This window comes from Variovorax sp. PvP013, assembly GCF_050435945.1.
Taxonomy (GTDB): Bacteria; Pseudomonadota; Gammaproteobacteria; order Burkholderiales; family Burkholderiaceae_C; genus Variovorax.
Genome location: NZ_JBNDLF010000001.1, coordinates 89942 through 103444 on the forward strand (window position 1 = coordinate 89942; position 13503 = coordinate 103444).

Annotated in this window: 14 protein-coding genes; 8 read left to right on the top strand and 6 right to left on the bottom strand. The window is 72.1% G+C overall.

The window, feature by feature from the left end:
- The first annotated feature begins 37 nt into the window (after positions 1 to 37).
- Positions 38 to 1246: an aspartate transaminase gene (locus tag ABID77_RS00455; RefSeq protein ID WP_429589309.1), complete on the top strand. Its 1209-nt coding sequence runs from the start codon at positions 38 to 40 to the stop codon at positions 1244 to 1246.
- A 40-nt stretch (positions 1247 to 1286) separates the two neighbouring features.
- The gene (locus ABID77_RS00460; protein ID WP_429589312.1) at positions 1287 to 1961 is read left to right on the top strand and encodes an RraA family protein; all 675 of its coding nucleotides are present in this window, start codon (positions 1287 to 1289) and stop codon (positions 1959 to 1961) included.
- Here the strand turns inward: ABID77_RS00460 and ABID77_RS00465 are convergent.
- Positions 1958 to 2947 carry an SAM-dependent methyltransferase gene (locus ABID77_RS00465; RefSeq protein ID WP_429589316.1) on the bottom strand — a complete coding sequence of 330 codons (990 nt, stop codon included), beginning with the start codon at positions 2945 to 2947 and terminating at the stop codon, positions 1958 to 1960. The genes ABID77_RS00460 and ABID77_RS00465 overlap by 4 nt on opposite strands.
- Before the next feature lie 216 nt (positions 2948 to 3163).
- Between ABID77_RS00465 and ABID77_RS00470 the strand changes: the two genes are divergently transcribed.
- From ABID77_RS00470 to ABID77_RS00495, 6 genes are all read left to right on the top strand, one after another.
- Positions 3164 to 4207, top strand: coding sequence for a 2-hydroxyacid dehydrogenase (locus tag ABID77_RS00470; protein WP_429589319.1), 1044 nt, complete (start codon positions 3164 to 3166; stop codon positions 4205 to 4207).
- Entirely contained in the window at positions 4204 to 4986 is a 783-nt protein-coding gene (locus tag ABID77_RS00475; protein ID WP_429589323.1) for an SDR family oxidoreductase, read from the top strand. The genes ABID77_RS00470 and ABID77_RS00475 overlap by 4 nt, the downstream gene beginning before the upstream one ends.
- A 29-nt stretch (positions 4987 to 5015) precedes the next feature.
- The gene (locus tag ABID77_RS00480) at positions 5016 to 6047 is read left to right on the top strand and encodes an L-idonate 5-dehydrogenase (protein WP_429589326.1); all 1032 of its coding nucleotides are present in this window, start codon (positions 5016 to 5018) and stop codon (positions 6045 to 6047) included.
- 75 nt (positions 6048 to 6122) lie between these two features.
- Complete coding sequence (locus ABID77_RS00485) at positions 6123 to 6377, top strand: hypothetical protein (protein WP_429589329.1); 255 nt, start codon at positions 6123 to 6125, stop codon at positions 6375 to 6377.
- A gap of 19 nt (positions 6378 to 6396) precedes the next feature.
- Complete coding sequence (locus ABID77_RS00490) at positions 6397 to 7185, top strand: zeta toxin family protein (RefSeq protein WP_429589332.1); 789 nt, start codon at positions 6397 to 6399, stop codon at positions 7183 to 7185.
- Between the two features lie 253 nt (positions 7186 to 7438).
- On the top strand, positions 7439 to 8524 hold the full coding sequence (locus tag ABID77_RS00495) for an SDR family oxidoreductase (RefSeq protein ID WP_429589335.1): 1086 nt from the start codon (positions 7439 to 7441) through the stop codon (positions 8522 to 8524).
- Here ABID77_RS00495 and ABID77_RS00500 read toward each other — a convergent pair.
- From ABID77_RS00500 to ABID77_RS00520, 5 genes are all read right to left on the bottom strand, one after another.
- Positions 8496 to 9947 carry a DHA2 family efflux MFS transporter permease subunit gene (locus ABID77_RS00500; protein WP_429589338.1) on the bottom strand — a complete coding sequence of 484 codons (1452 nt, stop codon included), beginning with the start codon at positions 9945 to 9947 and terminating at the stop codon, positions 8496 to 8498. The two genes, ABID77_RS00495 and ABID77_RS00500, sit on opposite strands and share 29 nt — an antisense overlap.
- A gap of 6 nt (positions 9948 to 9953) precedes the next feature.
- The gene (locus tag ABID77_RS00505) at positions 9954 to 10712 is read right to left on the bottom strand and encodes an extracellular solute-binding protein (protein ID WP_429589342.1); all 759 of its coding nucleotides are present in this window, start codon (positions 10710 to 10712) and stop codon (positions 9954 to 9956) included.
- Between the two features lie 111 nt (positions 10713 to 10823).
- A complete protein-coding gene (locus ABID77_RS00510) occupies positions 10824 to 11696 on the bottom strand; it encodes a PCC domain-containing protein (RefSeq protein ID WP_429589345.1) in 873 nt (290 codons plus the stop codon).
- Positions 11697 to 11716: 20 nt separating this feature from the next.
- Complete coding sequence (locus tag ABID77_RS00515; protein ID WP_429589348.1) at positions 11717 to 12514, bottom strand: SDR family NAD(P)-dependent oxidoreductase; 798 nt, start codon at positions 12512 to 12514, stop codon at positions 11717 to 11719.
- Between the two features lie 76 nt (positions 12515 to 12590).
- Complete coding sequence (locus ABID77_RS00520) at positions 12591 to 13421, bottom strand: IclR family transcriptional regulator (protein ID WP_429589351.1); 831 nt, start codon at positions 13419 to 13421, stop codon at positions 12591 to 12593.
- Between the last annotated feature and the right edge of the window lie 82 nt (positions 13422 to 13503).

Sequence of the window (13503 nt, forward strand, 5' to 3'; positions counted from 1 at the left end):
CCGTTGCGCCCATCCCCCGCTCCCCAAGGAACCGCCCGTGACCCCGTCCCGCATCGCCGCCCGCGTCCGGCGCATCAAGCCCTCGCCCAGCACCTCCGCGGCCGACCGCGCCAACGAGCTGCGCCGCCAGGGCCGATCGATCGTCAACCTGGTGGTGGGCGAGCCCGACTTCGACACGCCGCTGCACATCCGCCAGGCCGCCGCCGCCGCCATGAACCGCGGCGCGACGCGCTACACGCTGATGGCCGGCACGGTCGAGCTGCGCCAAGCCATCGTCGACAAGCTCCGGCGCGAGAACGACCTCGCCTACGAGATGAACGAGATCATCGTCACCAGCGGCGCCAAGAGCGCGATCTACAGCGCCTTCTCCATCACCCTGGAGCCGGGCGACGAGGTCATCGTGCCGGCACCCTACTGGGTGTCGTACCCCGACATGGTGCTGGCCTCCGACGGCGTGCCCGTGACCGTGGCCTGCCCGGAGTCGCAGGGCTTCAAGCTCTCGCCGGCGCAGCTGGAGGCGGCCATCACGCCGCGCACGCGCTGGCTGCTGATCAACTCGCCGAGCAACCCGACCGGCGCGGCCTACACGCACGCCGAGTACCGGGCGCTGGCCGACGTGCTCGCGCGCCATCCGCACGTGCTGGTGATGACCGACGACATCTACGAGCACATCCGCTTCGACGGCCAGCCCACCGCGCACCTGCTGCAGGCGGCGCCGGAACTGCGCGACCGCACGCTGGTGGTCAACGGCGTGTCCAAGACCTACGCCATGACCGGCTGGCGCATCGGCTACGTCGCCGGCCCGCGCGACCTGGTGGCCGCGCTGGACAAGCTGCTGTCGCAGTCGACCGGCAACTGCTGCTCGATCAGCCAGGCGGCGGCCGCCGCGGCGCTCTCGGGCGACCAGGGCTTCGTCGCCGAGAGCGTGGCGGTCTACAAGCAGCGCCGCGACCGCACGCTGGCCCTGATCAACGCCATCCCCGGCCTGAGCTGCCGCTCGCCCGACGGCGCCTTCTATCTCTACGTCAACTGCGCCGGCACCATCGGCAGGACCACGCCCGAGGGCAGGACCATCGCCGAGGACGGCGACCTGGTGATGTACCTGCTCGAGAGCGAGGGCGTGGCCGTCGTCGCCGGCACGGCCTACGGCCTGTCGCCGTACTTCCGGCTGTCGATCGCGACGTCGATCGACATCCTGGAGGAAGGCTGCGCCCGCATGGCCCGCGCGATCTCCGCCCTGCGCTGAACGGGCCGCCGCCTTCCAACCCGACGAATTCCGGACTCCCATGACCACCTACAGAGCCATCCGCAAGAACCCCTCGGCCACGGCCGCCGACGAGGGCGTGCTCGCCGCCCTGCGCGAACTGCCCGTGGCGGCGGTGAGCGACAACATGCACCGCAACATCGGTACCTCGTGCCTGCGGCCCCACCACCGCGTCGGCGCGAAGACGATGGCCGGCACGGCCGTCACGGCGCGCTCGCGCGGCGGCGACAACCTGACCTACCTGCGCGCGCTGGAGTTCTGCCGGCCCGGCGACGTGCTCGTCGTCGATGCCGGCGGCGACCTCAACAACGCGGTGGTCGGCGGCATCCTGTCGTTCTACGCCGCCACCATCGGCGTGGTGGGGCTGGTCATCGACGGCGCGATCCGCGACGTCGCCGAGATCGCCGAGCGCGATTTCCCGATCTACGCGCGCGGCGTCACGCATCGCGGCCCGTACAAGGATGGCCCGGGCGAGATCAACGTGCCGGTCTCCGTCGGCGGCATGGTGGTCAACCCCGGCGACATCGTGGTGGGCGACATGGACGGCCTGCTGGCCATCCCGCAGACGGGCGTCGAGGACCTCATCGTGCGCGCCCGCGCCCACCTCGACGCCGAGGCCGAGACCATCCGCGCCATGAAGGAGGGCCGCTGGAGCCGCGCCTTCATCGATGCGCTGGAGGCGCGCTGCAACAACTAATTGAGCACCCGCACGGCGGCGTCGCGCTCGGCCTGGGTGGCCTCCACGCCGTCGATGGGCGGGGCGTCGCCCACGCGCTCGGCGTCGAAGGCCAGGGCCGCGCCGGTCTCGCGCGCCAGCGTGCCGGTCATGCGGTCGCCCGCGATGCGCGCTCGCACCTGCAGCAGGGCGCCGTCGCCGTCGCGCACGGCGAAGCTCAACGCGTCGCCGGCGAGCACCGGGCGGACCGCGCCCGCCGTCAGCGGGCCGAACGACGCGTCGCCCTCGATCTGCTGGAACCGCTGGGAGAACCGGAACTCGCCGGGCGTGGCGGGAACGCCCGGAGCGCTCGCGCTCGATGGCGCGTCGCCAAGGACGGCGGCGGCGGGCGAGGGCGCCCGCACGCGCCAGACGCCCGCCGCGTTCGCCGGCACCCGCCAGAGGTGGAGCGCGGCGTTGCCAACGGTGGACGTCTCGTCGGGCCGCCAGTCGCCCATGGTGAACGAGTGCGACACCACGCGCGTGCCCGGCGCCATGCGGAACAGCACCGGCCGCAGCCGCAGGTTGAGTTCCGGCAGCAGGTACATCGTGACCACGGTGGCGTCGGCGAAGTCGGTGGCGAAGATGTCCGCGCGCCGGAAGTCGACCCGCCCGGCCACGCCGGCCTCTCGCGCGCGCCGGGCGGACAGCGCGACCAGGTCGGCATCGAACTCCAGCCCGGTCGCGCGCGCGCCGAAGTCGCGGCCGGCGGCGATGGCGATCCGGCCGTCGCCCGCGCCCAGGTCCACCACCCGGTCGGCGGCGCGCACCTCGGCCATGCGCAGCATGCGGTCGACCGCCGCGTCCGGCGTGGCGATCCAGACGACGTCCTTGCCGGCCTGGCCGCGGCGCGGCGCGGGGACGGCGGCGGTCTCCGGTTGCGCCGCGGCGCCGGTGCAGGCCAGCGCCAGCAGGCCGGCCAGGGTGAGCGTGCGACGCCGATGGCGTGCCTGGGAGGTGATCGTCATGAAGGTCGTTCCGATGGGTGGCGATGCGGGATGCAGGGATTCTGGCGACACGGGCGTCGATCCGGCGTGTCGATGCCCCCACGACGCCGGACCCGGGGGCGATCGGACGCGCGGGGTCGCATCGGTAATTCGCATGGCATCAGATGGATTTCCTCTTTGCAGACGCGCGGCGCGTGCTTAAGGTCGTCGCTTTCGACATCCTGGAGACAAACCCCGATGCGCCCCTCCGTCCTGGTCACCCGCGCCACCTTTCCCGACGTCGTCGAGCGCCTGCGCGCCCACGCCGACGTCACCGACAACCCCGACGACGCGCTCTGGAGCCGGGCCGAGCTGATCGAGCGCCTGCGGGGCAAGACCGGCATGGTGGCCCACGGCAGCGACCGCATCGACGCCGAACTGCTCGACGCCTGCCCGCAACTGAAGTTCGTCTGCAGCGTCGGCGTGGGCTACAACCACATCGACGTGCCCGCCTGCACCGCGCGCGGCGTGCTGGCGACCAACACGCCCGGCGTGCTGACCGAGACCACGGCCGACCTCGGCTTCGCGTTGCTGATGGCGACGGCGCGCCGCGTCACCGAGTCCGAGCGCTTCGTGCGCCGCGGCGAGTGGACCAAGACCGGCATCCACGACCAGTTCGCCGGCGCCGAGGTGCACGGCGCGACGCTGGGCATCCTGGGCATGGGCGCCATCGGCCGCGCCGTCGCGCGGCGCGGCGCGCGCGGCTTCGACATGCCGGTGATCTATCACAACCGCTCGCGGCTCGACCCGGCGCTGGAGGCCGAGTCCGGCGCGCGCTACGTCGGCAAGGACGAACTGCTGGCCCGGGCCGACCACCTGGTGCTGGTGCTGCCGTACTCGGCGTCCTCGCACCACGCCATCGGCGCGGCGGAGCTGGCGCGCATGAAGCCGACCGCGACGCTGGTCAACATCGCGCGCGGCGGCATCGTCGACGACGCGGCATTGGCCGAGGCGCTGCGCGCGGGCACCCTCGCCGCGGCCGGGCTGGACGTCTTCGAGGGCGAGCCGCGCGTCAATCCCGCGCTGCTGGACCTGCCCAACGTGGTGCTGACCGCGCACATCGGCAGCGCCTCGATCCGCACCCGCCGCGCCATGGGCACGCTGGCCGTGGACAACCTGGTCGCCGCGCTCGGCCTCGGCGCGACGCCGGGGCGGCCGCCGACGCCGATCAACCCCGAGGTGCTGGCCGCCTCCGCATCCGCATCCCCGTCCGCATCGACTTCCGAAGGCACCGCATCGTGACTCCCGCATCCATCCTCAGAAGCTTCGATCTCACCGGGCGCACGGCGCTGGTCACCGGCTCCGGCTCGGGCATCGGCTTCGGTCTGGCGCGCGCGCTGGCCAGCGCCGGCGCGCGCGTGATCCTCAACGGCCGCAACGCCGCCAAGCTCGACGCGGCCGCCGTCACGCTGCGCGAGGGCGGGGCGGCCGACATCCGCACCGCCGTCTTCGACGTCACCGACGGTGCCGCCGTGAACGCCGCCGTCGCCGGCATCGAGGCCGACATCGGCGCCATCGACATCCTGGTGAACAACGCCGGCATGCAGCGCCGCGGCCCGCTCGAAGGCTTCGCCGAGGCCGACTGGCACGAGCTGATGCGCACCAACCTCGACAGCGTGTTCCTGGTCGGCAAGGCGGTGGCCAACCACATGATCCCGCGCGGGCGCGGCAAGATCATCAACATCTGCTCGGTGCAGAGCGAGCTGGGCCGCCCCGGCATCGCGCCCTACACCGCCAGCAAGGGCGCGGTGAAGATGCTCACCAAGGGCATGGCCATCGACTGGGGCCCGCACGGGCTGCAGGTCAACGGCATCGGCCCGGGCTACTTCAAGACCGAGCTGACCGAGAAGCTGGTCCACGACGTCGACTTCACGAAATGGCTGGTCGGACGCACGCCGTCGCGCCGCTGGGGCGACGTCGAGGAGCTGGCCGGCGCGGCCGTGTTCCTGGCGAGCGACGCCGCCAGCTTCGTCAACGGCCACGTGCTGTACGTGGACGGCGGCGTCACCGCCACGCTCTGAATCCCAACGAACCGGACACGACACCCCCCATGGAAGCTCTCGTCATCCACGCCCCCGGCGACCTGCGCGTCGAGCCGATCGACACCCCCGAGGTCGGCCCCGGCCAGCTGCGCGTGCGCGTGCGCTGCGGCGGCATCTGCGGCTCCGACCTGCACTACTACCAGCATGGCGGCTTCGGCACCGTGCGCATCCAGGAGCCGATGGTGCTGGGCCACGAGGTCGCCGGCGTCGTCGCCGAGGCCGGACCGCAGACGTCGTTCGCCGCCGGCGAGCGCGTCGCCATCAGCCCGAGCCGGCCCTGCGGCCTGTGCACGTACTGCCAGCAGGGCCTGCAGAACCACTGCCTGGACATGCGCTACTACGGCAGCGCCATGCGCAACCCGCACGTGCAGGGCGCCTTCCGCCAGGAGATCGTGGTCGAGCACTGGCAGGCGCACCGGCTGGCCGATTCGGTCAGCGACGGCGAGGGCGCCATGGCCGAGCCGCTGTCGGTGGCGCTGCACGCGGTGCGCCGCGCCGGGCCGCTGCTGGGCAAGCGCGTGCTGGTCACGGGTTGCGGCCCGATCGGCGCACTGGCGATCGTCGCCGCGCGCCGTGCCGGAGCGAGCCACATCGTGGCCACCGACGTCGGCGCGCACACCCTGGGCAAGGCGCTCAAGGTGGGCGCCGACGAGGTCGTCAACGTCGCCGAGGAGCCCGAGGGCCTGAAGCGCTTCACGGCCGACAAGGGCAGCTTCGACGTCCTGTTCGAGGCCAGCGGCAACGCGCGCGCGCTCGTCGGCGCCTTCGAGGCGCTGCGCCCGCGCGGCGTGATCGTGCAGATCGGCCTGGGCGGCGAGATGACGTTGCCGATCAACGTCATCGTCGCCAAGGAGTTCGACCTGCGCGGCGCCTTCCGCTTCCACGAGGAGTTCGCGGTGGCGGTGGAACTGCTCAACAAGGGGCTGGTGGACGTCAAGCCGCTCATCTCGGCGACGCTGTCGTACCGCGACTCGGCGCGCGCCTTCGCGCTGGCGGCGGACCGGTCGCGGGCGATGAAGGTGTTGTTGAATTTCGATTGAGGGCGGATGGCTGGGGTCAGTCCCAGTCCCGGGGGCCACTGTTAGACTGGCCCGACCAAGCTTCATTGGACATCCATGGCGACCCCTACCAGTCGGAACACCCTCACCGAACGAGGGATGCAGATCGCGGAACGACGTATCCCACGGCTCGCGGCGAAGGCCGGCCATGAAGCCTACCGGACGACGCTGGAGCGGACCGGCGCCGTCACCGTGAAGACCAGCAACGGCCAACTGGTCGAGCGAAAGCGCGATGGCAGCATCACGGTCCTCAAGGATTTGCCGCTGGGGAAGCGCGTCAAGCCAGGCACCGTCCTCAGGCGTGTCAAGTAGGCCTGTCGAAAGCGAACCAATGGCCGCCAAGGCCAAGGCCGCCAAGCCGATCCGGTCGACGACGGCGCAGCCTCGGCTCCGGGTGCTTGCCGGCCCCAACGGGTCCGGCAAGAGCACCATCAAGTCCGAACTGAAGCCCCAGTGGATTGGCGTCTTCGTCAACGCCGACGAGATCGAGCGCGATCTCAAGGTCGCACGGGGATTCCTGGACTTGCGTCAGCTGGGCATCGGTGGAGAGGCTGCCGCTGCCTTGAAACGGATCAAGCGAAGCCTCCAGACGTTCGGACTTGAAGAAAAGCTCGACCTGCCGGCGTTGCTCTCGGGCCTCACGCTCGACGATGCGATGAGGCTGTGGGTACCCGCTCCGCACGACTCATACCTGGCTGCGGCGCTGGCGGAAGCCATTCGGCAGGAACTGCTTGCAGCGGGCCGGACCTTCACTTTCGAGACCGTGATGTCCCACCCCTCGAAGATCGAATTCATGAAGGAAGCACGGGCGCGCGGGTATCGCGTCTATCTCTATTTCGTGGCGACGGACGACCCCGACATCAACATCGACCGCGTGCGACGGCGTGTGCTGCAGGGCGGCCACCGGGTCGACGACGACAAGGTGATCGAGCGGTACCACAAATCGATCGCTCTGATGACCCCGGCCTGCGAGGTCGCCGATCGTGCCTACATCTTCGACAACTCAGGCTCCAGGCACAAACTCCTCGCCGAGATCACCGATTACCAGACGATCGAACTCGCTTCCAGCCTCATCAATCCCTGGCTCCTGCGCACCGATCTCTGGAAGGCTTTCACTTGAGCCGAGCTTTGACATGCATGTTTTCAGACACCATTCATTGACAGACCGCAAGGCCAACTTCGATGCGGAGATGCGTTCCGAGCGCTGAAGGCGCAGGCTTGCAGCCACTTGCCCAAGCAGAGACAGAGGCCTGTGGACGCGACGCATCCGCTTCGAAGACATCGGCTCGGCAGTCGAAAGAGGCCCTCCCGATCACAGGCCTCCCCCGACCGCCTACCCTCCACCTTTGCATCCAAAAGGAAGGGTTTTCCCCATGTCCCACAAAGCCCTCGTCATCGGCATCAGCGGCGTCATCGGCCGCGCGCTCTCCGAACATCTCCTGAACCAGGGCTGGACCGTCCACGGCCTCTCGCGCGGTCGCACCGCGGTGCCCGACGGCTGCCTGCCGCTGGTCGCCGACCTGACCCGGCCCGACGAGCTGCGCGCCGCGCTCGTCGGTCTCGATGTCGACCGCGTGTTCTTCACCGCCTGGGCCCGGCAGGCCACCGAGAAGGAGAACATCCGCGTCAACGGCGCCATGGTGGGCAACGTGCTCGACGCCATCGGGTCGTCGTTGAAGGGCGGTCACGCGGCGCTGGTCACCGGCCTGAAGCACTACCTCGGTCCGTTCGAGGCCTACGCCACCGGCGCGGTGCCGGTCACGCCGTTCCGCGAGGAGCAGGGCCGCCAGCCGGTCGACAACTTCTACTACGAACAGGAGGACCGGTTGTTCGAGGCCGCCGCGCGCCACGGCTTCGGCTGGAGCGTGCATCGCCCGCACACCATCATCGGCTACGCCGTCGGCAACGCGATGAACATGGGCGTGACGCTGGCGGTCTACGCCACGCTGTGCCGCGAGACCGGCCGACCCTTCGTCTTCCCAGGCTCGGCCGCGCAATGGAACGGCCTGACCGACATGACCGACGCCCGCCTGCTGGCGCGCCACCTGACCTGGGCGGCGACCAGCGAGTCGGCGCGCGACCAGGACTTCAACGTCGTCGACGGCGACGTGTTCCGCTGGCAGTGGATGTGGCCGCGCATCGCCGAGCGCTTCGGCATCGAGGCCGCGCCCTTCGACGGCGTGGTGCGCCCGCTGGCCGACCGCATGGGCGACGAGGCCGTCGCCGCCTGGGCCGACATCGCGCGGCGCCACGGCCTGCGCGAGGCCGACCTCGGCAAGCTGGCGTCGTGGTGGCACACCGACGCCGACCTCGGCCGGCCGATGGAGGTGCTCGCCGACATGGGCAAGAGCCGCAAGGCCGGCTTCACCGGCTACCAGAGCACGCCCGACGCCTTCGACGACCTGTTCGCGCGGCTGGAGGCCGAGCGGATCATCCCGCCGTTGCCGCGCGCCGGCTGACCACCTCGTCGCCCGCATCCGGCGGCAGCCGCGCCATGTCGATCAGGGCCAGCAGCGCCAGCACGGCCACGGCGCCCAGCGCGATGCGGAAGTCCGTCACGCCCGGGTGGCCGGCGTGGCCGGTGAAGCGCTCGGTGACGTTCAGCGCGATGGCGCCGAAGGCCACGCCGATGCCCGCGCCGAGCTGCTGGAACATGCTGTAGAGCGTCGTCGCGCCGCCGGTCTGCGCCGGGCTGGTGTCGCAGAAGGCGAGCGTGTTGAGCGCGGTGAACTGCATCGAGCGGCACATGCCGCAGAACACCAGCACCGCCACCATCGCCGGCAGCGGCGTGGTCGGCGAGAGCAGGGCGCAGGCGACGAAGCCGAGCGCCACCAGCACGCCGTTGACGAGCAGCGCGCCGCGGAATCCCAGGCGCCGCAGCACGAAGCCGGTGGCCGGCTTCATGCCCAGGTTGCCCGCGAACAGCGCCAGCATCAGGAAGCCCGAGGTCACCATGCCCAGGCCGAAGGCGAGCTGGAACATCAGCGGCAGCAGGAACGGCGCCGTGCTGATCGCGATGCGGAACAGCGAGCCGCCGACCACCGACACGCGGAAGGTCCGCACGCCGAAGGCCGACAGGTCGACCAGCGGATGCGCCGCGCGCCGCAGGTGCCACAGCGCGAAGGCCAGCGCGCCCAGTCCGCCGGCGGTGAAGGCGAGGGCGAGCGGCCGGTCGACCGGGGCGTGGCTCCACAGGTCGAGCCCGTACATCAACGCCGCCAGTCCGATGCCGCTGGCCGCGAAGCCGAGGCCGTCGAACGGCCGGCGCGCTCCGGGCGTGTCGTCGATCCAGCGCAGCGCCAGCACCAGCGCCACGGCGCCCAGCGGCACGTTGAGCAGGAAGATCCAGTGCCAGCTCCAGGTGCTGGCGATCCAGCCGCCCAGCGGCGGCCCCAGCACCGGCGCCGCCAGGCCGGGCCAGGTCAGCGTGGCGATGGCCTTGACCAGGTCGCGCTTGGGCGTGCTGCGCAGCACCACCAGCCGGCCCACCGGCACCATCAGCGCGCCGCCGATGCCCTGCGCGACGCGCGCGGCGACGAACACCGGCAGGCTCTGCGAGAGGCCGCAGGCGATCGAGGCCAGCGTGAACAGCAGCACCGCGCCGGCGAACACCCGGCGCGCGCCGAAGCGGTCGGCCACCCAGCCGCTGACCGGGATGAACACCGCCAGCGCCAGCAGGTAGGCGCTGATGCCCACCGACAGCGCCACCGGCGCCACGCCGAAGCTCCGCGCCATCGCCGGCACCGCCGTGGTGATGACGGTGGCGTCGAGGTTCTCCATGAAGAACGCGGCGGCCACCAGCAGGGCGATCAGGCGGCCGCGCCGGGGATCGACGGCGGGCGGCGGCGTCGGCGACGGCGCCGTGTCGGGCGGGGCGCTCATGGGTCTTCAGCGCGCCGGCTGCATGCCCTTGGCGCGCAGCGTCGCGGCGGCCTCCGGCGCGGTCAGCGTGGCGAGGAAGGCGCGCGCCGCGTCGGCGTGGGCGCTGTCGGCCGCGACGGCGCCGGCGTAGGTGGTGTAGTTCTGGATCGACTCGGGCAGCGCGCCGACCAGCGTCGCGCCGGCCACCGGCAGGATCTCGCTGACCTGGTGCACCGCCAGGTCGGCCTCGCCCGTGACCAGCCGCTCGGCGACCAGGCCGCCGGGCACCAGCACCGCCTTGGCCTTGACGGCGTCGGCGATGCCCAGGCGCTGGAACAGGCCGTCGAGGTAGATGCCGCTGGAGCCACCCGAGGCCGGGTCGATGTAGGCCACGCGGCGTGCGTCGAGCAAGGCCTGCTTGAACTCCTCCACCGTGGCGATCCTCGGCATCGGCGCGCCGGCCTTCACCGCCACGCCGATGCCGACCTTGGCCAAGGGCGCGATGCTGTCGGCCGCCACGCGACCGCTCTCGCCCAGCGGCTTGAGCAGCGCCGGCGTGAGCATCAGCACGTCGAAGCGCTCGCCGGCGGCGATGCGCCTGGACAAGGCCCCGGCGGTGTCGTTCTGCACTTCCACCCGGTGCCCGGTGCGGGCCTCGAACGCCGGCACCGCCGCCACCACGACCTGCTTGAAGGCGCCGGCGGTCAGCACCTTGATGTCGTCGGCATGGGCCTGGGCGGCGAGGGCGCCCAGGGCGATCAGGAGGGGGGCGAGGAGGCGGCGCATGGAAGGCTCCGTGGGAAATGGTTTCTATGGGGGCGAGACGCCGCGAACGGTCATCGACTGTAGCGGCGCCGGCCGGCGCGGTCTGCGGGAGGCGCGGCTTCGCCGGGCACCTCAGGCGCCGGGCGCCACCGGCTCGACCACCAGCTCGAAGGTCACCAGCACCGGGTTGCACCCGCGCGCGAGCCGGCCGCGCGCGAGGCCGCCGGTGTGGTCGACGACGCTCACGTCCAGCGCGGCGCAGGGCGCGCCGTCGGCGCCGGGGGCGAGCCGGCCGTCGTGCACCAGCACCTCGGTGACGAAGGGCTCGACGACGCGGCCGTCGTCGAACATCGCGCCGACCAGGCTGCCGACGCCGCCGCGCACGCGCGCACGGGCGACGCCGCGCGCGGCGCACTGCGCCTCCAGCGCGTGGCAGATGTCCTCGTTGGGCCGCACCTGTAGCGCGAAAGCGGCGGTGCCGTGGCCCGTGGGCGTGTCGCGCGCCACGGGCTGGAACAGGTCGAAGCGGGTCTCGGCGTCGCGGCCGACGACGTAGTCGGCGCCGTGCAGCAGCCATATCGACGCCGCGACGGGCTCGGCGATGCGGGCCTGGTCGGGCAGCACGTGGCCGGCCAGGCGCCGGCCGCCGGCGTCGCGCCAGACGCCGTGGCAGTGGAACCAGGGCCGGCCCTCGCGCAGGCCGACGGTGACCGTGCCCGACTCCAGCGTCACCGGCACGGCGGGCAGGTGGCGCTCGCTGTAGTAGACGGCGTGTTCCGCATCGCGCGAGAGCGCCGGCATCACGAAGCCCAGGTGCGAGAAGGTGCCGCCCCGCAGGGTGCAGACGGCGCTGCGCGCGCCGTGCCGCGCCACCGCGTCGGCCAGCGCGCCGAGCAGGTCGGCGTCGCCCGGCAGCGCCAGCGCGGCGTGGCTCAGCCGGCATTCGACGGCCTGCAGCCGCCGCGCGTCGCGCGGCCCGAAGTGCCGGATGCTGCGCATGGTCATGGAGGGGCGCCGCTCCGGGCTCAGCCGCGCGCGGTCTTGCGCAGCGTCGGCAGGCCCACGCCGGCGGCCTCGAAGCCGCCGTCGACGGCCAGCACCTGGCCGTTGATGTAGCTGGCGGCGGGGCTGCACAGGAAGCCCACGGCCGCGGCGATCTCCTGCACGGTGCCGTAGCGCTCCAGCGGGATCACGTCGTGGTAGTCCGAGCGGATCGCCACGCTGTGGACCAGCTTGGCCATCTCGGTCTCCACCGGGCCGGGCGCGACGACGTTGGCGCGGATGCCCACGGTGCCCAGCTCCACCGCCTGCTGCTTGGTGAGCTGGATCAGCGCCGCCTTGCTGGTGCCGTAGGCCACGCGCAGCGTGCTGGCGCGCAGGCCGGAGATGGAGGCGATGTTGACGATCGCGCCGCCGCGGCCGCCGCGCAGCATGTGCGGCACGCAGGCCTGGGCGCAGAGGAAGGCGCCGTCGAGGTTGACCGACAGCACCTGGCGCCACTCGGCGAAGGAGGTCTCGCCGATCGGCTTGAACACCGCCACGCCGGCGTTGTTGACCAGCGCGTCGATGCGGCCGAAGGCCTGCGCGACGCGGTCGACGGCGGCCTGCACCTGCGCCGGGTCCGAGACGTCGCAGGACACGGCCAGCACGCGGTCCGCATCGGCCAGGCGGGTGGCCGTGGCGTCCAGCGTGGCGGCGTCGACGTCGAGCAGGGCGACGCGATGGTCCCGTTCCAGGAACCATTCGGCGATGGCCAGGCCGATGCCGCGCGCGCCGCCCGTGACCACCGCGACGGGGGAGGATGAAGTGTCTTTCGATGCCATGTCAGTCTGTCTCCGTTGAAAAAATGAGGGGGCCGCGGCGATGCCGCGCGATGCCGGGGACGCGTCCGCGCCGCGTTCAGGCGTCCTCGGGCATGCCGCCGGTGGCGAGCATCCGCGTGAGCGCCTGGCTGGCCTGCATGAGCCGGTTGCCCAGCTGCGCCGCGCGCGCCGGTCCCAGGCGCTGCTCGATGGCGGCGATGCTGATGGAGCCGACCGTGCGGCCGTTGGCGTCGTAGACGGGCACGCCCACCGCCCAGGCGCTCTCCAGCACCAGCCCCGGGTTCACGCAGTAGCCGCGCGCGCGGGTCTCGCGCACCAGCGCGAGCAGGGCGTCGTCGGTGCAGCGCGGGTAGTGCGCCGAGCGCAGCGCGGCGTTGCGCGCCAGGATGTCGCGCACCGCCTCGTCCGAGAGCGCCGCCAGCGTGGCCAGCGCGCCCGCGCCCACGCCCAGCGGGAAGCGGTCGCCCGGCTTCACGAGCTGGTTGCGGATCGGGAAGTCGCCCTCGTCGCGCGACAGGCAGATGCTCTCGATGCCGTGCAGCACGCCGAAGAAGACCGTGTCGCCCGACTCCAGCGCCAACGCGCGCAGTGTGGGCGCGGCCAGGCGCTGCAGGGCGTAGCTGGGCTCGGCCGCCAGACCGACGGCGAAGGCCTCGGGGCCCAGCCGGTAGGCGCCCGAGCCGCGCTCGTGCATGACGAAGCCCTCGTCGAGCAGGGTGCGGGTCAGGCGCACCACCGTGGCCTTGGGCAGGTCGAGCCGGCGCACGATCTCGGTCATGCGCAGGCCGCCGGGACCCACGCGGGTCAGCAGGCGCAGCACCGCCAGGCCGCGGCGCAGCGTCTGCGCGCCCGCCGTGAGGTCGGGCGCGGCCAGGGGGTCCGGGCTTACCCGGATCATCTGGTCCATATGTTGAACCTCTTTGTCGGCGGTTGAAGGAAAGCCTGGGGGTGGCCGGCGGTCGATCTTCATTATCGTTCCTGGCATCGCC

Excerpts from the sequence above, each read along its gene's own strand:
- ABID77_RS00485 (WP_429589329.1), top strand. The coding sequence starts at position 6,123 with ATGGCGACCCCTACCAGTCGGAACACCCTCACCGAACGAGGGATGCAG.
- ABID77_RS00505 (WP_429589342.1), bottom strand. The coding sequence starts at position 10,712 with ATGCGCCGCCTCCTCGCCCCCCTCCTGATCGCCCTGGGCGCCCTCGCC.
- ABID77_RS00470 (WP_429589319.1), top strand. The coding sequence starts at position 3,164 with ATGCGCCCCTCCGTCCTGGTCACCCGCGCCACCTTTCCCGACGTCGTC.
- ABID77_RS00515 (WP_429589348.1), bottom strand. The coding sequence starts at position 12,514 with ATGGCATCGAAAGACACTTCATCCTCCCCCGTCGCGGTGGTCACGGGC.
- ABID77_RS00480 (WP_429589326.1), top strand. The coding sequence starts at position 5,016 with ATGGAAGCTCTCGTCATCCACGCCCCCGGCGACCTGCGCGTCGAGCCG.
- ABID77_RS00465 (WP_429589316.1), bottom strand. The coding sequence starts at position 2,947 with ATGACGATCACCTCCCAGGCACGCCATCGGCGTCGCACGCTCACCCTG.
- ABID77_RS00460 (WP_429589312.1), top strand. The coding sequence starts at position 1,287 with ATGACCACCTACAGAGCCATCCGCAAGAACCCCTCGGCCACGGCCGCC.
- ABID77_RS00495 (WP_429589335.1), top strand. The coding sequence starts at position 7,439 with ATGTCCCACAAAGCCCTCGTCATCGGCATCAGCGGCGTCATCGGCCGC.
- ABID77_RS00490 (WP_429589332.1), top strand. The coding sequence starts at position 6,397 with ATGGCCGCCAAGGCCAAGGCCGCCAAGCCGATCCGGTCGACGACGGCG.
- ABID77_RS00520 (WP_429589351.1), bottom strand. The coding sequence starts at position 13,421 with ATGGACCAGATGATCCGGGTAAGCCCGGACCCCCTGGCCGCGCCCGAC.
- ABID77_RS00500 (WP_429589338.1), bottom strand. The coding sequence starts at position 9,947 with ATGAGCGCCCCGCCCGACACGGCGCCGTCGCCGACGCCGCCGCCCGCC.
- ABID77_RS00510 (WP_429589345.1), bottom strand. The coding sequence starts at position 11,696 with ATGACCATGCGCAGCATCCGGCACTTCGGGCCGCGCGACGCGCGGCGG.